General features: G+C 72.3%; 18 protein-coding genes. 11 read left to right on the top strand and 7 right to left on the bottom strand.

Annotated elements, in window-relative coordinates; translation table 11 throughout:
- Positions 1 to 119: 119 nt before the first annotated feature.
- A complete protein-coding gene (locus tag AC068Z_RS14750; RefSeq protein WP_478555049.1) occupies positions 120 to 698 on the top strand; it encodes a flavin reductase family protein in 579 nt (192 codons plus the stop codon).
- Positions 699 to 746: 48 nt separating this feature from the next.
- Positions 747 to 1,217 carry a GNAT family N-acetyltransferase gene (locus tag AC068Z_RS14755; protein WP_478555051.1) on the top strand — a complete coding sequence of 157 codons (471 nt, stop codon included), beginning with the start codon at positions 747 to 749 and terminating at the stop codon, positions 1,215 to 1,217.
- 57 nt (positions 1,218 to 1,274) lie between these two features.
- On the opposite strand, the gene arfB is transcribed toward AC068Z_RS14755, so the two are convergent.
- Positions 1,275 to 1,712, bottom strand: coding sequence for an alternative ribosome rescue aminoacyl-tRNA hydrolase ArfB (gene arfB, locus AC068Z_RS14760; RefSeq protein ID WP_478555053.1), 438 nt, complete (start codon positions 1,710 to 1,712; stop codon positions 1,275 to 1,277).
- A 158-nt stretch (positions 1,713 to 1,870) separates the two neighbouring features.
- Here arfB and AC068Z_RS14765 point away from each other — a divergent pair, with 158 nt between their 5' ends.
- A complete protein-coding gene (locus AC068Z_RS14765) occupies positions 1,871 to 2,446 on the top strand; it encodes a TerD family protein (protein ID WP_478555055.1) in 576 nt (191 codons plus the stop codon).
- A gap of 80 nt (positions 2,447 to 2,526) precedes the next feature.
- Positions 2,527 to 3,483 carry a bifunctional GNAT family N-acetyltransferase/NUDIX hydrolase gene (locus AC068Z_RS14770; protein WP_478555057.1) on the top strand — a complete coding sequence of 319 codons (957 nt, stop codon included), beginning with the start codon at positions 2,527 to 2,529 and terminating at the stop codon, positions 3,481 to 3,483.
- Between the two features lie 190 nt (positions 3,484 to 3,673).
- On the opposite strand, the gene AC068Z_RS14775 is transcribed toward AC068Z_RS14770, so the two are convergent.
- Positions 3,674 to 5,068, bottom strand: coding sequence for a M1 family metallopeptidase (locus tag AC068Z_RS14775; protein ID WP_478555059.1), 1,395 nt, complete (start codon positions 5,066 to 5,068; stop codon positions 3,674 to 3,676).
- 6 nt (positions 5,069 to 5,074) lie between these two features.
- On the opposite strand from AC068Z_RS14775, the gene AC068Z_RS14780 reads away from it, so the two are divergent.
- Positions 5,075 to 5,575 (top strand): hypothetical protein, encoded by a 501-nt coding sequence (locus tag AC068Z_RS14780; RefSeq protein WP_478555061.1) that lies wholly within the window; start codon positions 5,075 to 5,077, stop codon positions 5,573 to 5,575.
- Positions 5,576 to 6,013: 438 nt separating this feature from the next.
- Here the strand turns inward: AC068Z_RS14780 and AC068Z_RS14785 are convergent, their stop codons facing one another.
- Entirely contained in the window at positions 6,014 to 6,688 is a 675-nt protein-coding gene (locus tag AC068Z_RS14785; protein ID WP_478555063.1) for a pentapeptide repeat-containing protein, read from the bottom strand.
- Between the two features lie 162 nt (positions 6,689 to 6,850).
- On the opposite strand from AC068Z_RS14785, the gene AC068Z_RS14790 reads away from it, so the two are divergent.
- On the top strand, positions 6,851 to 8,014 hold the full coding sequence (locus AC068Z_RS14790; RefSeq protein ID WP_478555065.1) for an NAD(P)-binding protein: 1,164 nt from the start codon (positions 6,851 to 6,853) through the stop codon (positions 8,012 to 8,014).
- 50 nt (positions 8,015 to 8,064) lie between these two features.
- Complete coding sequence (locus AC068Z_RS14795; RefSeq protein ID WP_478555067.1) at positions 8,065 to 9,045, top strand: zinc-binding dehydrogenase; 981 nt, start codon at positions 8,065 to 8,067, stop codon at positions 9,043 to 9,045.
- 133 nt (positions 9,046 to 9,178) lie between these two features.
- Here AC068Z_RS14795 and AC068Z_RS14800 read toward each other — a convergent pair whose 3' ends face one another.
- On the bottom strand, positions 9,179 to 10,585 hold the full coding sequence (locus tag AC068Z_RS14800; protein WP_478555069.1) for an NAD(P)/FAD-dependent oxidoreductase: 1,407 nt from the start codon (positions 10,583 to 10,585) through the stop codon (positions 9,179 to 9,181).
- Between the two features lie 96 nt (positions 10,586 to 10,681).
- Here AC068Z_RS14800 and AC068Z_RS14805 point away from each other — a divergent pair, with 96 nt between their 5' ends.
- A complete protein-coding gene (locus AC068Z_RS14805) occupies positions 10,682 to 11,491 on the top strand; it encodes an aminoglycoside phosphotransferase family protein (RefSeq protein WP_478555071.1) in 810 nt (269 codons plus the stop codon).
- 9 nt (positions 11,492 to 11,500) lie between these two features.
- Entirely contained in the window at positions 11,501 to 11,974 is a 474-nt protein-coding gene (locus tag AC068Z_RS14810) for an N-acetyltransferase family protein (RefSeq protein ID WP_478555073.1), read from the top strand.
- On the opposite strand, the gene AC068Z_RS14815 is transcribed toward AC068Z_RS14810, so the two are convergent.
- Together AC068Z_RS14815 and AC068Z_RS14820 are read right to left on the bottom strand one after the other, a co-directional pair.
- On the bottom strand, positions 11,958 to 13,616 hold the full coding sequence (locus AC068Z_RS14815; RefSeq protein ID WP_478555075.1) for an HEXXH motif domain-containing protein: 1,659 nt from the start codon (positions 13,614 to 13,616) through the stop codon (positions 11,958 to 11,960). The genes AC068Z_RS14810 and AC068Z_RS14815 overlap by 17 nt on opposite strands.
- Positions 13,613 to 13,786 (bottom strand): hypothetical protein, encoded by a 174-nt coding sequence (locus AC068Z_RS14820; RefSeq protein WP_478555077.1) that lies wholly within the window; start codon positions 13,784 to 13,786, stop codon positions 13,613 to 13,615. Before AC068Z_RS14820 ends, AC068Z_RS14815 begins: the two co-directional genes overlap by 4 nt.
- A 353-nt stretch (positions 13,787 to 14,139) precedes the next feature.
- Here AC068Z_RS14820 and AC068Z_RS14825 point away from each other — a divergent pair, with 353 nt between their 5' ends.
- Positions 14,140 to 14,853, top strand: a complete 714-nt coding sequence (locus AC068Z_RS14825) for an effector-associated domain 2-containing protein (RefSeq protein ID WP_478555079.1) — start codon at positions 14,140 to 14,142, stop codon at positions 14,851 to 14,853.
- Between the two features lie 318 nt (positions 14,854 to 15,171).
- Positions 15,172 to 16,941 (top strand): HEXXH motif domain-containing protein, encoded by a 1,770-nt coding sequence (locus AC068Z_RS14830; protein ID WP_478555081.1) that lies wholly within the window; start codon positions 15,172 to 15,174, stop codon positions 16,939 to 16,941.
- Between the two features lie 64 nt (positions 16,942 to 17,005).
- Here AC068Z_RS14830 and fxsT read toward each other — a convergent pair whose 3' ends face one another.
- Positions 17,006 to 21,298, bottom strand: a complete 4,293-nt coding sequence (gene fxsT, locus AC068Z_RS14835) for an FxSxx-COOH system tetratricopeptide repeat protein (RefSeq protein ID WP_478555083.1) — start codon at positions 21,296 to 21,298, stop codon at positions 17,006 to 17,008.
- Between the last annotated feature and the right edge of the window lie 3 nt (positions 21,299 to 21,301).

The following is a 21,301-nucleotide window of genomic DNA, read 5'->3' on the forward strand; positions in this document are numbered from 1 at the left end:
CTTTGTGCATCGGGCGAAGGATCACGCAAGGGTGCCACAGAGTCCGCCGAAGGTCCTAGGTCCCTCCTCGGACCCGGGCCCGATGCGGCGGCCGCGCGGCGGAGATTAGCGTTTCCCGCGTGCCGAACATTCCCCCCGCCCCGCCCGCCCCGATCACCGCGCCGCCCCTCGCCGGGCATGCTGAGGGGGTGAGCAACGACGAGTTCCGCGCCGCCATGTCCCGGCTGGCCGCGGGCGTGGTCCTGGTGACCGCCTTCGAGCCCCCGCTGGCGGCGGACGGGCCGAAGGGCGAGGACGTCGGCATGACGGCCACGGCGTTCATGTCGGTCTCCCTCGACCCGCCCCTGGTCCTGGTCAGTCTGCGCACGGGCGCGCGCATGGACGACCTGCTCGACGAGCAGCCCCTGTGGGCGGTCTCGGTCCTCTCCGAGAGCCAGCGGCACATCGCCGGCCGCTTCGCGATGAAGGGCCGCATCAGCGACCGCCTCCTCTTCGAGGACATCCCGTACGTCCGTGGCGAGGCGACCGGTGCCGCACTGGTCGGGGGTGCGCTGGCGCAACTGGAGTGCCGGACCGAGCAGCGGGTGATCGCGGGCGACCACACCCTGGTCATCGGCCGCGTTCTGACGGCCCGGCTACCGAGCGCCGAGGGCGGCCCGCTGACCTATTTCCGCGGTCGCTATCGCCAATTGGACTGAACGGGAATTCAGCTGACGGAGAGTGAACTCGCGTCCTATGGTGCGCACATGACGACGAACGGCCTCCGCCTCGAATCCCTCACACCGAAGAATGTCGAGGACGCGATCGCGATCCGGATCCGCCCGGATCAGGAACACGCGGTCGAGCCGGTCGCCCACTCACTCGCCGAGGCCTATGTGTGGCCCGGCGTCGCCTGGCCCCGCCTGATCCTCGACGCCGAGCGCACGGTGGGCTTCGTGATGGCCTTCCTGGACATCGACTGGAAGGGCGACGGCACCGTCATCCGCTCCGGCCTGTGGCGCCTGAACATCGCGGCGGCCGAACAGGGCAGGGGTTACGGCCGCTTCGCGGTCGACGCGGTGGCGGACGAGATCCGCCGCCGGGGCGGAAGCGAGATGTACGTCACCTGGCACCCGGGCCCGACCGGCCCGGAGGGCTTCTACCTGGGCCTGGGCTTCGAGCCGAACGGGGAGACGAGCGGGGGCCAGACGGTCGGGGTGCTGAAGCTGAGCGCCTGAAGGGGCCGGGCAGGAGGGCCGCAGAGGTGACCGCGGGCGTGACAGCCGGCCGTCCCGCTATCCCCAGTCGCGCCCCGAACGCCCCCGCTTGGTGTCCGAGCGCTGCTTCTTCTGCCGCAGCCGGCGTTCGTTGATGCCCCGGGGGATGCGGGTCGGCTTGCGCGGCTTGGGCGGTGGTGCCGTGGCCTCGGCGAGCAGCGCCGCGAGGCGCACGGCCGCCGTCTCCCGGTTGCGCCACTGGGAACGGTGCTCGGAGGAGCGGACCGTGATGACGCCGTCGACCAGGCGTCCGGCGAGCCGCTCCAGCGCCCGCCGCTTCCACACCTCGGGCAGTGCCTCGGTGCGCGCGAGGTCGAAGCGCAGCTCGACCTGGGAGTCGCTGGTGTTGACGTGCTGTCCGCCGGGCCCCGACGACCGCGAGAAACGCCACATGAGCTCGGCCTCGGGGAGCGAGACGGAGCCGCGGACGGGATAAGGACCGGACATGCCGTCCATGGTGGCGTGTCTGACCGGACCACGTCACGCGAATATGTGCCCCGAGTGGCCGAGTAAAGAAAGTAAAGCGAGCTGGAACCTCACGTACCCGCTCCGCGTTATCAGGGGTAGCTGTAGCTTCGTGCTCGTACGCACTACGAGGGAAGGGACTCCCAACAATGGCTGTAAGCCTGTCCAAGGGTGGCAACGTCTCGCTCACCAAGGAGGCTCCGGGCCTGACCGCCGTCACCGTGGGCCTCGGCTGGGACGTCCGCACCACCACCGGCACGGACTTCGACCTCGACGCCTCCGCCATCGCGGTGAACACGGAGGGCAAGGTCTACTCCGACGCCCACTTCGTCTTCTTCAACAACAAGCAGACGCCGGACCAGACCATCGTCCACACCGGTGACAACCGCACCGGCGAGGGCGCGGGCGACGACGAGGCGATCAACGTCAACCTCGCCGGCCTGCCCGCGGACGTCGACAAGATCGTCTTCCCGGTCTCGATCTACGAGGCCGAGAACCGCTCGCAGAACTTCGGCCAGGTCCGCAACGCCTACATCCGCATCCTCAACCAGGCCGGCGGCGCCGAGATCGCGCGCTACGACCTGTCCGAGGACGCGGCGACGGAGACGGCCATGGTCTTCGGCGAGCTGTACCGCAACGGCGCGGAGTGGAAGTTCCGCGCGGTGGGCCAGGGCTACGCCTCCGGCCTGGTCGGCATCGCCCAGGACTTCGGCGTCAACGTCTGACGGATCCGTCCGGACGTCCGACGCACCCGAACCCCCGGTTCCGGCCGGGGGTTCGGTCGTGTCGCAGTAGCGTCCCCGGCATGATCCTCGAACCCCTGCCCCGCACCCCGGACCACGACCTCCCGGCCCCGCTGCTGACCGAGCTGACCGCTCTCCACGCCGCGAACCGTGAATTCCACGCGCTCAGCGGGGACTTCCCGGACCCGGACGACATCCGGCCGGATCAGGTGGCGGCGGCGCTGGCCGAGGAGCTGGCGCATCCGGACGCGGAGGTGCTGCTCGCCCGTGCCGAGGGGCGACTCGTGGGAATCGTCATCACCCTCGCCCACCACCCCGACCCGGCCGACCCGGACCCGTGGATCGGCCTGCTGATGGTGGACGCGAGCCTGCACGGGCGCGGTCACGGCCGCCGGATCGCCCAATGCGTCGAGGACCGCTTCCGCGCGTCCGGCCGTACCGCCGTACGCCTCGCCGTCCTCCGGAACAACCCCGGGGCCCTCGCCTTCTGGACCGCCCTCGGCTACGAGGTCGTCGACCACCGCGAGGACCTCCGGCTGCACCGCCCCTGCGCGGTCCTGCGCAAAACGCTGCGCACCCCGCGCCGCGCCGCCCGGGTCGCCGTCGTCGATCCGGAGGGCTCGGTCCTCCTCTTCCGCTACGACAACGTCGAGGTCGGCGTCCACTGGGCCCTGCCCGGCGGTGGTCTGGAGGCCGACGAGAGCCCCCGCGAGGGCGCCCTGCGCGAACTCCGCGAGGAGACGGGCTGGACGGACCTGGCACCGGGCCCGCTGCTCTGCACCTGGGAGCACGACTTCACGCACTCCGGGACCGGGACCCCCGTCCGCCAGCACGAGCACATCTACGTCACCCCCGGCCCGCACCGCGAACCGACCGGCCCCCAACTCGCCGCCGCCCACGCTCAGGACGGCATCCTCACCTGGGCCTGGTGGACGAGGGAGCAGCTGATGGACGAGCCGGAGCCGGTCTGGCCGCCGGAGCTGGCACGGCTGCTGACGGAGTGGGAGGCATCCGGATGACGGACCGCCGGAAACGGCTTTCGGACACGAACCCGTAAAGTCTAGACCGCGCTCTGTCAAACAGGGTGGTTCCAGTGACACCCTCTCCTGGCCCGCCGCGACTCTGTGCCCCACCTGTGTCCTCGGCGCGCGCGAGAAGCTCGTCGTCCGGCGCGACGTCAATTGACCCGCACGGGGGGCCGGACCGATTTCAGGGGCGGTCCGGCCTCCCGTCTCCGTACAGCCAGTCGTCCCAGACGCGGCTGAAGTCCACGTCGGGCGCCCGCTTCTCCGCGTACGCGGTGAAGTCGTCGGTGTCCGCGTTCCCGTGACGGTGGCCGGCGGTCCAGCCCTGGACCAGGTCGTAGAAGGCCTCGTCGCCCACCGCCTGCCGGATCTTGTGGACGACCATCGCGCCCCGGTCGTAGACCGGCCGGTCCGAGATGTGCTCGGCGCCGGGCGGCTCGGCGGGCGGGAAGGCCCAGAGATCGGCGTCGTCGCTGTCGTACAACGCCTCGAAGGTCATCTGCGCGCTGTCGCCGCCCTGGTCCTCCTCCCACAGCCACTCGGCGTAGGTCGCGAAGCCCTCGTTGAGCCACATGTCCCGCCAGGTCCTCGGCGTGACGGAGTTGCCGAACCACTGGTGGGCGATCTCGTGGACGAGCAGTTCGGTGTCGGGGACACCGGGGAAGACCGGCCGGTTCTGGGTCTCCAGGGCGTAGTCGGAGTCGCCCGCGCCGGCGATGATCACACCGGTGGAGGAGAAGGGGTACGGCCCGAAGTTGTACTCCGCCCACTCCATGACGTCGGGCAGTTCGTCGCCGAACTCCGCCGCGCCGGGTTCGACGGCGGTGTACTCCGGCACGCCGCCGGCCGTGCCGCGCCGGATGTCGTAGTCGCCGATCGCGAGCGTGGCGACATAGCTGGCCATGGGCTCGGCGGCCCGCCAGGTGTAGGTCGTACGGCCCTCGCGGGTGCGCTGACCGGCGGGCTCCCCGTTGGAAACGGCCGCCACGCCCTTCGGCACGGTCACCTCGATGTCGTACGACGCCTTGTCCGAGGGGTGGTGATTGCCGGGGAACCACGCCATGGAGCCGGTGGGTTCACCGAGCGCGAGGGCACCGTCCGAGGTGGGCAGCCAGCCTTCCGCCGAGCCGTCGGGGTCGGTGATGGTCCGGGGGGTGCCGTGGTAGCGGACGCGCGCCTCGAAGGTCTCGCCGTCGGGGAGCGGGGCGGGCGGGCTGACGATCAGTTCCTGGTCCTCACGGCTCCAGCGGGCCCGCTCACCCTCGACGGTGACCTCGTCGACCGACAGCCCGTGCAGGTCCAGGTCGAAGGCGGAGAGGTCCTGGGTGGCCCGGGCGGTGACGGTGGCGGTACCGGAGAGGCGGCGGGAGGCGGGGTCGTAGTCGAGGTCCAGCGAGTAGTGCCGGACGTCGTAGCCGCCGTTGCCGGCCTCGGGGAAGTAGGGATCGCCGAGCCCCGCGGCACCGGGACTGCCGTGACGGTCGCCACCGCCGCACGCCGTCAGGGCGAGGGCCAGCAGCAAGGGGGCGATACGGACGGACCGGTACACGATCGCGATCCTACGAGGGCATGACACCATCACCCCGTGCTCGACATCGGCTACGCCCTCTCCAACCGCTTCCCGGACCCCCCGCAGACGGACTACCGCCGCGCGGACGTCCACGCCCTGCGCCACGACCTCTTCTGCGGCGACGTCTACCTCGCGGACACCAAGGAGGACCGCGAGCTGTCCACAGCCTGGGGATGGGTACCGGTGCTCGACTTCGCGTGGGCCCTGTGCGACATCGTGGAGCGTCTGGACCAGGACCCGGCGGGCTCCCGGGCGTCCCGCCCACAGCACGCGGAGCTGGACTTCACCGAGTCCACCGACCGGATGCTCTTCGAGCGCCGCTTCGGCTGGGTGGACGTCGAGGCGGACTGGATGCCGGCGGAGGAGGCACCGCTGAGCTTCTCGCACGCGGAGCTCAGGCGCGAGGCACGGGACTTCCTGCACGACCTGATCGCCGACCTGTGCGATCTGCACGAGGACCTGGCCGAGAACCCGGCGATCTGGACCCTCCAGGCCCGCTTCCCCCGCCTGCCCTGACCCGCCCCCGACCTCCGCTCCCCCGACCGCCGCGCTACCTCCGCCCCGCTCGGCCCCCTCGCGCTGCCTCCGCTGACTGCGACCGGCTCACCCCCTCGCACTGCCCCCGCTCCTCCGGCCGCCGCTGCCTCCGCCCCTGCTCGGCCCCCTCGCACTATCTCCGCCGCCTCCGGCTGCCGCTGCCTCCACCCCTGCTCGGCCCCCTCGCACCGCCCCCGCCGCCTCCGCCCCGCTCACCCCCTCGCACTGCCCCCGCTCCCCCGGCCGCCGCTGAATCCACCCTGCTCGGCCCCCTCGCGCTGCCGCCGCCTCCGGCCCGCTCCTCCCCCCAGCGCAGCCACAGCCGCTGCCGCTGACTCCGCCTGCTGACCCAGCGCAGCCACAGCCGCTGACTCCGCCTGCTGACCCAGCCCCTGGCCTGACCCTGACCCAGCCCCGTCAGTCCGCCACCCGGATCCCCAGCGCCCCCGCCAGCACCGGTGCCAGATCGAGGAGTTGCCCCGTGCTGATCACCGCACCCGACAGCCGGTCCACCCCGCCCGCGAGCTCCAGTGCCGCCGCCTCCCTGAGGTCCACGTCCCTCAGGGTCGCCCCGCTCAGCTCCGCCCCTTTCAGCACGCAGCCCGGGAACGAGACCCGCTCCAGCGTGGCGCCCCCGAAGTCCGGCTCGACCAGGACGCAGTTCTCGAAGACGACGTCTCTGAGGCGGGCCGCGCGCAGGTTCAGGTAGTCGATCTTGCCGCCGCGGATCAGGACCCGCTCCAGGACGGCGCCGTGCAGCTGGACTCCGCCGAGGCGGGCGTCGAGCAGCTCCACGTCCCGCAAGGTCGCCTCCGCGAGGTCCGTGCCGACCCCGCGCGGAGCGCTGAGCACCGAGTCCAGGAGGCGGGCGCGGGTGAGCCGGGTCTCGTCCAGCACGCACGCTCTGAGCGCGCAGTCCATGAAACGGGCGCCGCCGCCGTCCTGCCCGGCGAGATCCGCCTCCCGGAACTCCAGCCCGTCGTAGTCACCGTCCGGCTCGAGCCCCCCGGTGCACGCCTCCAGGGCAGGAAGCCGCACCTCGGGGCGCCGGGCCGCCTTCACCGTCGTACCGCCACGCTCCGCAGTCGCCATGCCCTCATGGTGCACCCCACCACTGACAACGCCCCCTACTCGCCCCCCACCCGGCTCTGACCTGCGAAAACCCGGCCGATGTCACATTTCACGGGCCTCGGTGCGTCGTACTCGTAGCAAGGGCCACCACGCAGCAGGCCACCCGAGCAGAGGGAGATCCCTATGCACCGCATCACCGTCGTCGGCGGCGGCTTCGCCGGACTCGCCGCGGCCATCACCGCCGCCGAGGCGGGCGCCAAGGTCACCGTGTACGAGGCCCACCACTCGCTGGGCGGACGGGCGCGGACCGCCGAAGGGCCGTACCGGACGAACGAGGGCCCGCACGCCCTCTACAACGGCGGTCCGCACTGGGCCTGGCTCAAGCAGCGCGATCTGATCGGCCGGCTGGCCCCGCTCCCGCCCCTAGAGGCGGCGCGGCTGCGGCTGCGGCACAAGGGCACGCTGCGCCGCACCCCGCCCTTCGGCCTGCTCAAGCTGCTGCGCCCCGGGCTGCCGCAGGCGCCGGTCGACGCGGACTTCCTGAGCTGGGCGACGGGGATCGCGGGCGAGGAAGGCGCCCGCGCGGCCGCCCACTACTCCGCCGTGGCCCTCTTCCACCACGACCCGGGCGCGCTGTCCGCCGCCTTCGTGCAGGAGCGGCTGCGCCGCGCGACCAAGCTGCCGCCGGAGGCGCACTACCCGCGCGGCGGCTGGGGCAGCGTCATCGGGCGGATGGCCGACCACGCCTGGAATCTCGGGGTCCGGATGGAGACCCTGTCCCGCGTCGACACGCTGCCGACCGACACCCCGGTCGTCGTCGCCACCTCCCTGGACTCCGCCCGGCGGCTGCTGAAGGACGACAGCCTGACCTGGACGAGCGGGCGTACGGCCCTGATCGACCTGGCGGTACGCACCCGGCGCGGCGACGCCTTCGCGGTCTCCGACCTGGACCACCCGGGCTGGATCGAGCGGTTCACGGCGCAGGACCGGACACTCGCGCCGGCCGGCGAGAGCCTGATCCAGGGACAGATCCCGCTGGGCCCGGAGGAGTCGAAGGCCGCCGGGATCGGCCGTGCCGAGCAGCTGCTGGACCTCGCCTTCGAGGGCTGGCGGGACCGGGTCACCTGGCGGCGGGAGGCCCTCGCGAACGGCCGTACCGGCGCGGTGGACCTGCCCGGCACGAGCTGGCGGGACCGCCCGGCGATCGACCGCGGGGACGGGGTCTACCTGGCGGGCGACCAGGTGGCGGCGCCCGGGGTGCTGTCCGAGGTGTCCTTCAACAGCGCGCTGACGGCCGTGTCGCTGGCGCTGGGCCGGACGGCGGCGCTTGACCTCAAGCATGCTTGAGGTTGAAGAGTAGGCCCCGGAAAGAGCACACCACTCCGATGGGGGACCCGATGCACGCCATCCGTCTGCACGCCTTCGGCCCGGCCGAGAACCTCACCTACGAGCAGGTCGAGGACCCCCGACCGGGCCCCGGCCAGGTCCGGATCGCGGTCGCCGCGGCCGGTGTCCACCTCCTCGACGCGGCCCTGCGCGAGGGCATGCGGGGCCCGGCGCCCGCCCCGACGCCCCTGCCCACGATCCCGGGCCGGGAGGTCGCGGGCGTGGTCGAGTCCCTCGGCGAGGGCGTGGCCGAACTCTGGCTCGGCAAGCGGGTGGTGGCGCACCTGGGCTTCACCCCTGGCGGTTACGCCGAACTGGCCGTCACCGACGTCGACCGCCTGCACGAGATCCCGGAGAACCTGGACTTCGCGGAGGCGGTCGCGATGATCGGAACAGGCCGTACGGCGATGGGGATCCTGCAGTTCGCCGAGCTGGGCCCGGACTCGGTGGCCGTCGTCCCGGCCGCGGCGGGCGGCATCGGCACGCTGCTCGTGCAGTACGCCAAGAACGCGGGCGCGACGGTGATCGGCCTGGCCGGTGGTCCGGAGAAGGTGGCCGGGGTCCGGGCGAACGGCGCCGATCTGGCCGTGGACTACAAGGAGCCGGACTGGCCGGAGAAGGTCCGCGCCTGGCTGGGCGGCCGCGAGGCCACGGTGGTCTTCGACGGCGTGGGCGGGGACGCGGCCCGCGACTCGGTGGCCCTCCTCGGCCCAAACGGCAAGCACGTCGTCTTCGGCTGGTCGGCGGAGGGCCTGAACGCGGGCGAGCCGTACGTGGTCGAGGGCGTCACGGAAGAGGTCCTGGGCCCGGTGATGCTGAGCAAGGCGGGCGGCCCCAACCCGATCCGCACCCTGGAACTCCGAGCCCTGACCCAGGCCGCAGAGGGCCACCTCCGCCCGGCGGTACAGCGCTACCCCCTCGCGGAGGCACCGGCCGCCCACCGCGCCCTGGAATCGAGGGCGACGACGGGCAAGGTGGTCCTGGAGCCGTAGAGGCGGAACTGCACCGCCAACCCGGCCGCGGTTCCCCAGGGGCGCGGGGAACCGCGCGACCAGCCAGGACGGTGCCGCGGCCGACAGACGGCATGACGCGGCACTTGATTGGTCAATGCCACCCCCGTACCGCTCAGCCCCGCCCCGCCACCCGATCCGCCCACCGGGCCAGCCGCGACGACTCCGCGCTGTGGGAGGACGTCTCCCGCCGGTCCGCCGCCCGGTACACGGCGTACATCCCCTGCACCCCGAGCCACCGCAACGGCTCCGGCTCCCACTTGCGCACCCTGTGTCCCACCCACGGCAGATCCGTCAGCTCGGTGCGGCCGCCCTGCCCCGAGTCCAGCCGCACCAGATCCCGCAGAGTACGCGCCGCCAGATTCGCCGTAGCCACACCGGACCCGACATACCCACCGGCCCAGCCAAGACCCGTACCCCGGTCCAGCGTCACCGTCGCGCACCAGTCCCGCGGCACACCCAGTACTCCCGACCAGGCATGCTCCACCCGCACCCCGGCGAGCGAGGGGAAGAACCCGAGCAGGATCTCCCGCAGCGCCTCGATCGTCGCGCCCTGCGTCCGCCCGTCGTTGTCGGTCCGGGAGCCGTACCGGTACGGCACTCCACGACCGCCCAGCGCGATCCGCCCGTCAGCGGTCCGCTGGGCGTACATGTACGCGTGCGCCATGTCCCCGAGCGTCTCCCGCCCGTCCCACCCCACGGACTCCCACTGCGCCTCCGTCAACGGCTCGGTGGCGATCATCGAGGAGTTCATCGGCAGCCACGTCCGCCGCTCCCCCTTCAGCGCCGCCGTGAAGCCCTCGGTGCACCGCAGCACATAAGGCGCCCGCACCGTCCCGTACGGCGTCACCGCGTGCTTGGGCCGGATCTCCGTCACCGGCGTCTGCTCATGGATCACGACGCCCAGCGCCTCCACCGCCGCCGCGAGCCCCTTCACCAGCTTCACCGGATGCACCCGCGCCCCGTGCGGAGTCCACGACGAGCCCACCGCGTCCGCGACCCGGATCCGCTCGGCGGTCTCCCGGGCGTCGTACAGCTCCCGGTCCTTCTCCCCGAAGGCCAGCTCCGCCTCGTGGAAGGCCTTCAGCCGGGCCAACTGCGCGGGCGTACGCGCGACTTCGAGCACCCCGCCCTTGTGCACACCGGCGTCGAAACCCTCCTCCGCCACCACGGCGACGACCTCGTCCACCGTCCGGTTCATGGCCCGCTGAAGCGCCACCGCGGCCTCCTGCCCGTGCAGCGCCGCGTACCGGTCCCGCCCCGCGATCCCGTTGTACAGCCATCCACCGTTGCGCCCGGAGGCGCCGTACCCGCAGAACTTCTGCTCCAGGACGGTGATCCGGAGAAAGGGCGCCGCCTTCTTCAGGTAGTACGCGGTCCACAGACCCGTGTACCCGCCCCCGACGATCACCACATCCGCCGAGGCGTCCCCGGGCAGCGGCTCCCGCACCGCAGGGAGGCCATCGTCCGCGTACCAGAAGGAGATGCCACCGTTGACGACATCGCTGACCGAGCTGCTCATGGCCGGGACGTTAACCCGTGCCGACGGCCACTGTCTCCTTCGGATTCCGTGGTTTTCCGATGGCCCGCGCCCCGGGAACCCGACTACCGTCGGCCCATGATCGAACGCGCCGCGCACTTCCTCGACCGGTGGGACCTCCGGCGCGACGGCCCACCCATGCGCGGCCAGGTCGCCCTCGTCCTGCCCGTACGGCGGCCCGACGGCACCCCCGCCGTGCTCAAGCTCCAGGACGTCGACGACGAGACCGTGGGAGAGCCGGTCGCGCTACGGGCCTGGAACGGCGACGGCGCCGCCCGCCTCCTGGGCCACGACCCGGACACCGGCACGATGCTCCTCGAACGCCTGGACTCCACACGGCACTTGGCCGACCTCCCCGACACCCGCGAGGCCACCCTGGTCATCGCCCGCCTCCTGGCCCACCTGACCGCCGGCCCCGCCCCACCGGAACTCCGCCGCCTGGCCGACCTGGCCCCCGAGCTCCTCGACGACGCGGAGGACGTCCTCCCCGAGGTCGGGGATCCGGCCGTACGCCGGCTGCTCGCGGACTGCGCGGCGGCGGTACGGGAGGTGGCGGCCGAGCCCGGCGACCGGCTCCTCCACTGGGACCTGCACTTCGAGAACGTCCTCGCCGCCGACCGGGCCCCCTGGCTCGCGATCGACCCCAAGCCCCTCGCGGGCGACCCCGGCTTCGACCTGTTCCCGGCCCTGTGGAACCGCTTCGACCCCGACGAGACGTGCTGGCGCTTCGACGCGATGACGGAGGTCCTGGGCCTCGACCGGTCCCGGGCGCGCGCCTGGACGCTGGGCCGGGTGCTGCAGAACTCGGTGTGGCAGATCGAGGACGGCGACCCGCCCCTCCCCGAGCACCTCGACATCGCCACCCGCCTGCGCGCGCACCGGGGTTAACCTCACCGCATGATCCGCACCGCGACCCCCGCCGACATCCCCGTCATCCACACCCTCGTGCGCGAGCTGGCCGAGTACGAGAAGGCCCCGCACGAGGCGAAGGCGACCGAGGAACAGCTCCACGACGCCCTCTTCGGCGACCGCCCCGCCGCCTACGCGCACCTGGCCGTCGACGACACGACCGGCGAACCGGTCGGCTTCGCCCTGTGGTTCCTGAACTTCTCGACCTGGCGCGGTGTCCACGGCATCTACCTGGAGGACCTCTACGTCCGCCCCACCGCCCGCGGCGCCGGCCACGGCAAGGCCCTGCTCACCGAGCTGGCCCGGATCTGCGTCGAGCGCGGCTACCAGCGCCTGGAGTGGTCCGTCCTGAACTGGAACGCCCCGTCCATCGCCTTCTACGAGTCCCTGGGCGCCCGCCCGCAGGGCGAGTGGACGGTGTACCGGCTGACGGACGAGGCACTGTTCAAGCTGGGCGGGTGAGCAGGGCCGTCGCCAACGGGTCGGCGTCCGGGCCGAGTTCGGCGTGCACCGCCATGACCAGCTCCGGCCGGGCCAGCAGCGCCTCGCCCGCCGGCTCCCCGGCCGCCCGCGCCGCGAGCCCGAGGCCCACCCAGGTCTCGGGATCGCCGGCCCCGCGCACGATCCGCTCCCGGTAGGCCCGCAAGGCCTCCTCCGGCTCCCCGCCGACGAGGGCGACGTCCTCGGGCCGCGCCCCCTCCACGGTGGCGCCGGGGTTGTCGCGCAGCGCGTCGAAGCCCGCGGGGTCGGCCAGCAGCCACCGCAGCAGCACCGCGCGCGTGTCGAAGCCCCGCGCGGGGCTGCCGGGGACGAGCTCGGCCCCACCGCCGTCCACCGGCAGGCCCTGCGCGTGTGCGCGTACCACCCGCGGGTCGGGGCGCAGGTGATACGCACGCCAGAGCGCCCGGTGGTCAGCCACCGCCAACTCGGCGGCGCTCCGGGCGGGTTCGTCCACGGCCTCCGCCCGCCAGGGCACCAGCCGCAGCTCCAGCTCGCCCACCAGCCGGCGCCCCAGCCCGGTCAGCCCCTCGGCCGCTCCGATGCCCCGCAGGGCGTGCGCGGTCTGCTCCCGCCACAGCGCGAACTCGAAGCGTCCGAGGGGATGTTCGCGCCGCCGCCAGAACCCGGTGACCCCGAAGAAGGCGTACACGCCCTGCAGCAGCCCGCCGAGCGGCCGGGGATCGTCCCGCCACGGCGCGTAGTACAGCCGCCGACCGCCGCCCTGGTCGTCGTAGAGGGTGAACAGGTGCATGAAGGCGCTGAGTTTGTTGTGCTGGAACTCGTGCACCAGCGTCGACGCGAACTGCTCGCCGTCGTCGGGGACGGAGGCGAGGGCGGCGCCGAAGGCGTCCCCGGAGGACGCGCTGTGCGGGCGGAACCGCTCGGCACGCGGTCGCGGGACGACGGCGACGAGACCGCCGCCCAGCGCCCGGGCCGCCTCCGCGTCGAGCCCGCGCAGAATCTCCCAGGCCTCGGCGAACAGCTCCTGCCAGTCTTCGTCCGCAACGGGCTCGGTGGGCACGGGGGTGCGCAGGGTGCGATAGGGATCGGCGTCGTCGAGAACCAGCGCGCAGCCGTCGGCGCGCAGCCGGGTCAGCGGATGCCAGTCCGCCCCGCCCAGCACCCGGCCGCCGACCAGCACCCGCCCCCCTGCGGCGGAGACCTCCGCCGACGCACCGGCCGCCCGCATCGCCCCGAGGGCGGGCAGTACGGCCCAGCCGTCGCGTACGGGGATGGCGGTACGGAAGTCCAGCCCGGCGCGGATCGCCGCGCTCGCCGCTACGGCGTACAGGTATCCGGTGTCCGGGGGCGTGTCACCGGGTGCCGTGCCGCGCAGCCGCCGCAGGGTGTGGGCGGCCCACACCCCGACGGCCGGGTAGGCGAGCAGTTCCTCGAAGGCGGCCTCGTCAACCGCGCGGGCGCGCAGCAGGAGTTGCCAGGCGTCGAGGGGCGGATCGTCGGGACAGGCGTCGAGCAGGGCGCGTACGACCAGCAGCCGCCAGCTGCGCTCGCTCGCCCGGAGCGCGTCCACGGCCGCGGGCCCGCCCCCGCCGCCGAGCAACTCCTCGAAGGTCTCGCCGGCGAGAACGTGCGCGCCGGTCACGCTTCGTCGCGCTGCGGGTTGTAACCACCGAGGCTGCTGGCCGGGTCGTCGATACGGCCGAGCAGCCGCCGCAGCGAGCCGTCGGCGGCCGGAAGCGGAAGAGAGGGCCAGGACTCCAACGGAACCCCACTGAGGTCGATCAGCTCGGACTCGACTCCGGACTTGTCCATGGGCCCATCCATTTCGCTCTTTAAGATATTTCATGCGGTTTACGACTACCTTGGCGACATTAGTTCATCACAGGCGGCACATGGGTTCTCCTACGCCGAATCCGCCGGATCGAGTGACAGATCTGCGGTGGGGGTAAGGACCGGTTGATGGAACTCGCCGCGCGGAGTGAGGAGTTGTGCTGAACTCGGAAAAGGTGGCGCGACTGGTCGTGTCCCCCGGTCGGGGCCACTGGCGGCGTGGATCGGGATACCAGGTCGGCGGGCGCTGGGTTTTGACCTCCGCCCACCTGGTGCGTGATGCGCGGACGACTCTCGTACAGGGCCACGACCACGAGGAAGGCAGTCCGGCCCGCGTGACGTTCGCCTCCGACAAGGCGGATGTGGCGCTGCTTGAACTCCTCGACCGGGGACAGGAGGCCGATGAACCGCCGGTGTACGGCGGTCCGCTGGACGTGGAGACCCGTTTGTGGTCCGCGTCCGCAGGCACCTCCTGGGTGTCCGGAACCTTCTCGGTCCCCTCCGAGGACGCACTGGCGCTCTCCGTCGCGCGCCACGTGCCGGATCGCTCCTCCTGGGAGGAACTGTCCGGCGCCGCCGTGTGGCACGCAGGCACCCTCATCGGCTTGCTCCGCGTCGATGGCCCCGGCCGCCTCACCGCTACCCGCGCGGACCACTGGTGCGAGCTGCTGACCGGAGCCGAACTGGACCTCCTGCACCAGCATGCCGGTCTGCCCCGCGTCACCACCCCGGCCACGCTGGCGCACCTGCCCGACAACCTCCCGCTGCGCGAACTCGACGGCTTGGTCAACGCGTTGACCGCGCTCCCCTCGGTCAGCGATCGCACCGGCCTCGCCCTCATCCTCGACTGCGTCGACCCGGTGATCACGGCCATGAGCCCCCGCGCGCCCGCCCTGCGGCCGGACGTGTTCGGAATCCTGAGGACCTGTCTGCGCTACCCGGGGACCTTGGATCAACTCCTGGAAGCGATACGGTTGGTGGAGGGCGAGTCCGCCGGGGTTGCCCGAATGGACCAGGAGGCGGTGGAGTTGTCCCGGCGCCATCGCTGACCTGATATCGCGGCGCGCCACGGACACGGGGTTTCATCCCCTGTGCGGCGGGCCATTATCAGGGGGATATGAGCAGCCCGCACCACAAGTGCAGCCGGGGGGAAGGGGTTTGGCCGTCATGGAGCCGTCTGTGGCCGCCGTCGAGTCCAACCTAGTCGATCTCGCGGGGGTGTCTCTTGAAACGCTGCGCTCCATGGACAGTCAGGTTCTCGCCGGATCCCTCGATGAACTGCGGCAACGCATCGACCTCGCGCAAGCGAGCGTCAGCGACTTCAACCCGACCGCGGAGCGGTACGACTGACCACGCCTGGGCCGCCGATGCCTGCTGAGCTGCCGCTCCCCCACCACCGCATGACCTCGTCCGGCCTGGACGAACTGTGCTGCGGCGAGGGCGGTCCGGCCACGATCGGCCTCCTGCTCGCGGCCGAACGCAGCCGCCGTCTGCTGCTGTTACGGATGCTCGACGAGGCGACCGATCTCGGCCCTGCCTGGAATTTGCTCAGCGCGGCACAGCGCGCGGCGCCGGACACCGTGGACGAGCTGCTGATGTACCCACAGACCGGAATGTGGCTGGCCACCGCGCTGCGCCGGCAACGCGGGAGCGCGCCGCAGGACGACGTGCCGCTGCGGGTGGTGCTGGGCCATGTGTCCTGCCTGGCCGCGGCGGCGGCGCTACGCGCGGAGCTCGACTTCTCGATCGAGGTCCCGATGCGCCACGGGAGGGTGCCGCTGCCCACCCTGGGCTGCGCGGAGCTGCCCGCGAGCGAGCCGTGGACGACGGCGACGGTACGGGCGGAGGGGGGCGACGCGCTGGTGGAGGCACCGGGTGCCACGGTGGCGTTGCCGGCCTCGCCGGAGACTCCGGCACCGGGCTGGCATCCCCTGCGACGGCTGACGGTCGGGCCCCCCAACCAGCGCCTCGACCTGGCCCTGGACGACGTGGACCCGTACCGGACCTATCCCCACCCGACCGAGCCGAGCCCGCTTGCCGAAGAGGCGGCGGAGCAGTGGCGGCGGCTGCTGGAGCGGGCGTGGACGGTAATGCTGGACGAGCAGCCGCGGACGGCGGAGGCGATGCGCGGGGGGCTGCTGTCGCTGACGCCCGGCCCGGCGAGGGAAAGGTTTCGGCCGCGCAGTGTCACGGCGGGGGATGCGTTCGGGGGCATCGAGGCGTCGGAGCCGGACGACGCGGTGCAACTGGCGGTGACGCTGGTCCATGAGTTCCAGCACACGAAGCTGGGCGGCCTGCTGCACCTGACGCCCCTGCTCACCCCGGAGACCGCGGAGGCCCCGGAGCTCTGGTACGCCCCCTGGCGCGACGACCCCCGCCCGCTCGACGGCCTGATGCAGGGGATCTACGCCTTCGTCGGCATCGCCCGCTTCTGGCGCACCCATCGCCTGGCGTCGGGCGCGGCGACTCCCATGGCCCACTTCGAGTTCGCCCTGTGGCGGGCCCATGTGACGACGGCGCTCCGCCAGGTCCACCGCCACGAACGCCTCACGCCGGTGGGCGCGCAGCTCCTGGACCGCCTGTACACGCTGTGCACCCGCTGGCTGGACGAACCGGTCCCCGAGACGCCCCTGACACTGGCCCGTCTCTGCGCCGCCGACCACGCCACGCGCTGGCGGGCCCACCACTTACGTCCGCCGGAGCCGGCGGTCGAGGAAACGGTCCGGGCCTGGCTGTCGGGAGCCCCCACCCCACCCCGCTCCCTCGCCGCACCCCCCGAGGTCCGCACCGACGACTCGGCCCGCTGGCTGGACGCCCTGGCGGTCCTGATCCGCTACCGCCTGGCAGGGGAGGACCCGGAGAAGGCGGCGGCAACCGTGACGGGGGCCCTGGGAGCGGACGCGCTACTGGCCTCGGGCGACACGAGAGCGGCCCAAGAGGCCTACCTCACCCACCTCGCCACCACCCCGGACCACCCGACGGCATGGTCGGGCCTCTCCCACACCACCGACTCCCCCCAGGCCGCCCACTACCTGCGCCACCACCCGGAACAGGCCCGAGCAGTCCACACAGCCATCGCAAGGACCACGGGAACACCCCCGGACCCCATAGCCCTGGCTGCCTGGCTCGCCACCTAGCTGCGGCACCCCGCCGGCGCGGGCGAGCGCAGATCCGCCCGCCCGCACACCGGGACCCGCTACCTCACAGCGGCATGGGGTCGATGTCGCAGTTCGCCCGCTCCCGGGCCCGCGCCTGCACCGTCGCCGGATGCGGCACCGGCTCCGCGGAGCGCAGTCGCGGCGCGTCCAGCACCTGCTCCATCCGAGCCAGCGTGTCCTCGCGCAGCGCCTCCGACTCGGCCTCCTCCCCCAACGCGGCGAGGTCCAGGGAAAGGTTCGCCGCGCAGACGAGCGCCGTCGGATGGTTCTCCCCCATCCGCTCCCGGCTCGACTCCAGCGTCCGCTCCCCGAGCGCACGCGCCTCCGTCACCTGCCCCAGCGCACTCAGATCGCTCGCCAGGTTGATCGCGCACGCCAGCACGATCGGATGCCGCTCACCCAGCCGCTCGGTCAGCGAGGCCAGCGCCGCCTCGTCCAGCTCGCGCGCCTCCTCCACGCGGCCCAGCAATCGCAGGGTCACGGCGAGGTCCACATCCGCGGCCAGCACATGGGGATGATCGGCGCGGAAGACCCGCCGGAAGCGGTCGCTCGTCTTCACGCCCCGCTCCCGGGCCGCCTCGAGCTCACCGTTGTGCCGCAGGGCCACCGACAGCGCCAGCGCGGCCGTGAGGGACTCGGGGTGGGTGTCGCCGTATCGACGCGTGAACTGGTTGAAGGACTCCCGCGCCAGTTCGAGCGCCTTCGCGTGGTCGCCCTCCTTGCGGCAGGCCTCACCGAGCTGTCGTACCGTCTGCAGCGTGGAGGGGTTCCCGGCGCCGAAGACCGGTTTGAAGCCGTCCACCACCGCCTCCTGGAGCGACCGCGCGCCGACGTAGTCGCCGGTCTCACGGACGTCGATGGCGATACTGCCCTCGGTGATCAGCGACTGATGGTGGTCCCGGCCGTACAGCCGTGTCTTCAACGAGTGCGTGTGCTGGTCGAGTTCCAGTGCCCGCTGGAACTCACCCACCAGACGGAGGCTCACACCGAGGTTGTGGGCCGCGCCCAGCGTCGTCGGGTCGTCCTCGCCGAAGGCCCGGCGGGCGCGGTCGTGGACCAGCTCGTCCAGTTCGGCACCGGCGGCGAAGTCACCCTGGACACGGCGGACCGCCGCTTCCAGCATGATCGCTTCCAGCGCGTCCTCACGTGTGTCCTCACGGCCCTCGGGGGCGGTGCGGGCGTAGACGTCCTTGAGCCGGGCGACCAGCCGGGAGGCGTCGTCGTAGCGGCCGACCTTCAGGTACAGGAAGCACAGCCACCAGCCCATCAGCCGGGTCTGCTGGTCCTCCTCGCCGAACAGGTTCTGCCAGGTCTGCCACGCCTGCTCGCTGAACTCACGGGCGACCTTGTGGTCACCCCAGTACCAGAGGTACCGGGCGACGTTCATCACCAGTTCGCGGACCCACGGCTGGTCGGACTCGATCGCGTGGGAGGCGATCACATGGCCGTACAGCTCGGCGTAACGCGGCCAGTTGGCCGACTGGTTGGGACCCTTGGGGTCTGCGGCGGCCAGAAGGGTGTGAGCCCCGTTGCGCATGCGGTTCTGTTCCTCGGAGGTCATGCGGTTGATCAGCACCGCCTGGACCAGGCGGTGCATCTCGATCGAGTTCGTACGGTGGTCGATGCGGGCGAGGGAGTAGCGGTTGATCTCCCGGATGGCCCGGGCCAGCCGCATCGGGTCGTTGAGGGCCCGGTCCAGCTCGGGGTCGATGGTGCTGCCGCCGAGGCCGGAGAAGATCGAGCGGGAGATGGGGTCGGGGGCGAAGAAGGAGCAGAGCTGGAGCAGCCGCAGCGCCGTGGGGCTGCGGGTCTCCAGGTGGTCCAGCGAGACGTTCCACGCGGCGGCGACCGGAAGCTGGTAGTCCGGCGGCGGGGAGACCTCGAGGAGCTCGGCCCGCTTGTGTTCGAACAGACGGAGGTACTCCGCCGCCGGCATCCCGGTCTCCGCCCGCCAGGCGGCGGCCTGTTCCAGGGCCAGCGGCAGGTCACCGAGGGCATCGGCGAGCCGGTCCGCCTCGGCGTCGTCGAGCTCCGCTGAACCGGAGCGGCGCAGCAGCTCCTTGCTCTCCTCGCGGGTGAAGACGTCCACCTCCAGCGAGGGGTAGACCGTGTTCCAGCGCCGGTTGCGGGAGGTGACCAGGATGGTTCCGCTGCCACCGGTCGGGAAGTACTCACGCACCCGCTCGGGGTCGTCGGCGTTGTCGAAGATCAGCAGCCAGCGGGAGTACGGCCGCCCCTCGCGCAGCGCCTCCCGCACCGCCGGGGTGGCGATGTTGGCCTCGGCGCTGGTCACCAGGCCCAGCCGCTGGGCCAGTTCCACCAGCGCCTGTCCGATCTGGCCCGGCCGCTCCGCGGGGATCCACCACACGACGTCGTACTCGGACTGGTGACGGTAGGCGTACTCGATCGCCAGCTGTGTCTTGCCGACACCGCCCATGCCGTGAATGGCCTCGGGCAGCACCGTGGTGGTGGTGCCCTCGCGCAGCCGTCCGCTCAGTCGTTCCAGAAGGTCCACGCGACCGGTGAAGTTCGGGTTGCGCGGTGGGATGTTGCCCCAGATGCGCGGCGTCGAACGCCCGCTCTCCACCGCGGGCTGGGTATGCGTGGCGGTCATGGCCGTGGCTCCTTCTGAAGTTGTCCCGGGCCCCGTCGGGACCGGTTCGACGGCGCTGTGGTGCTGGGAAGGGGTACGCACGCCCACGCCCTTGCGCAGGCTGACGGAGTTCTGGCGGTCGTACTCGCGCAGCGCACGCGCCAGACGCTCGGCTCTGGGGAGGAACTTGCCGGACAGCGCGCGCAGCGCGGCCAGTTCGACGCGCAGGAAGGCGACATTGCGCCGCGTCACCGAGGGCACCTCGGCGGCTTCGAGGAGTTCCCCGGGGGCGGGCAGGAGGGGTTCGGGGTCGTGCGGCTCGGTGGCGAGCAGTCCGCGGACGTCGTGCAGGACCCGGGCGGTGTCCCTGCGCCGGGACAGCGCCAATAACTCCTGGCGGATGTTGGGCCCGAAGACGAAGACCACGTCGGCCGCGCGCTCGGCGTCCGCGCCGGCGGGCCGCACCAGCCCGCTCATCAGCAGCTCCGCCAGATGGGCGGGCCCGGCCCCCGGCACCGAGGCGGTCACCGCGCTCATCACCGGGAGCGTCAGCGGCGCCGCGGCCAGCCGTGTGGCCAGTGCGAACGCGGTCGGCGAGGCGGCGGCCCGGAAGTCCGAGACCCGCTCCCAGGGCGGTACGCCACTGGCCGGATCCGGCACGTCCTCCACCCAGGGCAGGGCCCGCGCCGCGTCCGCCCGGCGTTTCCAGTCCCGGGCTCTGACGCCCGACATCTCCACCCAGCCCCCGGGGCCCCCGGTGACGAGGTCGACCCAGCCGGACAGGGAGCGCTCGGTGGGCTCCAGGACGGGGACCGGGACCACTCCGGTACGGGCGTCCGGGTCGTCCACGGGTTCGAGCGGTGAGGTGCGCAGTTCCCAGCGCAGCGAGTCGTTGGGCGCCCAGGGCCGGGTGGCGCTGAACCGCATCCGGTTCACATCGAGGCCGGTACGGGACCACAGGTGCTGCGGCAGCAGATGGAGTACGGCGAGCGGCTCGGTCCGCCCGATCTCGCGCAGCAGCGGAAGCACCGCGTCCGACCGCCAGCCGGCGGCCAGCCCGTCGGTCAGCACCAGCACCACCCGGCGCGCCGACGGGGCGGCCGGCAGACTCTCCAGCCGGATGCGGGCCGGCTCGGTGTCGTCCGAACTGAGCAGTCGCACGGTGTTGATCGCGCCCAGTCGTTCCTCGCGCGCGAGGTCGCCGGCCAGCTTCTCGACCGTCGCACCCCAGACGCACATGGTGTCGTGATCGTCCACGACGAGAAGCACCGACGGGGGATCCCCGGAGAAAGGGCGCGCCAGTTCGCTCAAGGCGTGCGGTACGGCGTCGAGTGACGCTTCGTCAAACACCGTTTCCACCGCTGGTCGTGGGACATCGTCACACTGCATAAGCCTCAGAGCGTCCGGTAAGGCGGCCCGAGCACGGAGGGGGTGCGGTAGAGGAATCCCACGATCCGCAGGCATGCGTGACATCCACGTGCCAAGCCTGGCAGTGGTCTGCATCACATGCAACATGGCGAGCCGGAGGGGGAGGGGGCACGGACGGGACAGTCGTTCGGCGTATGAGACGGCGGATAGAACGCGCCCCCCTGCGGTGTCGAGCACGCCTGTCGGCTGATGGGTTTTCCTCGCGTCCAGCGTGGCACCGCGCAGTGCCGCGTGCAAGGCCGTCTGCCACTCTCCTGCACGTATCGGCAACTGGCCCATTCCAGGGCGTAAAAGACGCCCGTTCCTGGAGGTCATCTT

The sequence above is a fragment of the Streptomyces sp. NPDC043726 genome (assembly GCF_056436565.1).

Excerpts from the sequence above, each read along its gene's own strand:
- AC068Z_RS14830 (WP_478555081.1), top strand. The coding sequence starts at position 15,172 with ATGCCTGCTGAGCTGCCGCTCCCCCACCACCGCATGACCTCGTCCGGC.
- AC068Z_RS14770 (WP_478555057.1), top strand. The coding sequence starts at position 2,527 with ATGATCCTCGAACCCCTGCCCCGCACCCCGGACCACGACCTCCCGGCC.
- fxsT (WP_478555083.1), bottom strand. The coding sequence starts at position 21,298 with ATGACCTCCAGGAACGGGCGTCTTTTACGCCCTGGAATGGGCCAGTTG.
- arfB (WP_478555053.1), bottom strand. The coding sequence starts at position 1,712 with ATGGACGGCATGTCCGGTCCTTATCCCGTCCGCGGCTCCGTCTCGCTC.
- AC068Z_RS14820 (WP_478555077.1), bottom strand. The coding sequence starts at position 13,786 with ATGGACAAGTCCGGAGTCGAGTCCGAGCTGATCGACCTCAGTGGGGTT.
- AC068Z_RS14765 (WP_478555055.1), top strand. The coding sequence starts at position 1,871 with ATGGCTGTAAGCCTGTCCAAGGGTGGCAACGTCTCGCTCACCAAGGAG.
- AC068Z_RS14785 (WP_478555063.1), bottom strand. The coding sequence starts at position 6,688 with ATGGCGACTGCGGAGCGTGGCGGTACGACGGTGAAGGCGGCCCGGCGC.
- AC068Z_RS14810 (WP_478555073.1), top strand. The coding sequence starts at position 11,501 with ATGATCCGCACCGCGACCCCCGCCGACATCCCCGTCATCCACACCCTC.
- AC068Z_RS14790 (WP_478555065.1), top strand. The coding sequence starts at position 6,851 with ATGCACCGCATCACCGTCGTCGGCGGCGGCTTCGCCGGACTCGCCGCG.
- AC068Z_RS14755 (WP_478555051.1), top strand. The coding sequence starts at position 747 with ATGACGACGAACGGCCTCCGCCTCGAATCCCTCACACCGAAGAATGTC.
- AC068Z_RS14800 (WP_478555069.1), bottom strand. The coding sequence starts at position 10,585 with ATGAGCAGCTCGGTCAGCGATGTCGTCAACGGTGGCATCTCCTTCTGG.
- AC068Z_RS14795 (WP_478555067.1), top strand. The coding sequence starts at position 8,065 with ATGCACGCCATCCGTCTGCACGCCTTCGGCCCGGCCGAGAACCTCACC.
- AC068Z_RS14805 (WP_478555071.1), top strand. The coding sequence starts at position 10,682 with ATGATCGAACGCGCCGCGCACTTCCTCGACCGGTGGGACCTCCGGCGC.
- AC068Z_RS14775 (WP_478555059.1), bottom strand. The coding sequence starts at position 5,068 with ATGGTGTCATGCCCTCGTAGGATCGCGATCGTGTACCGGTCCGTCCGT.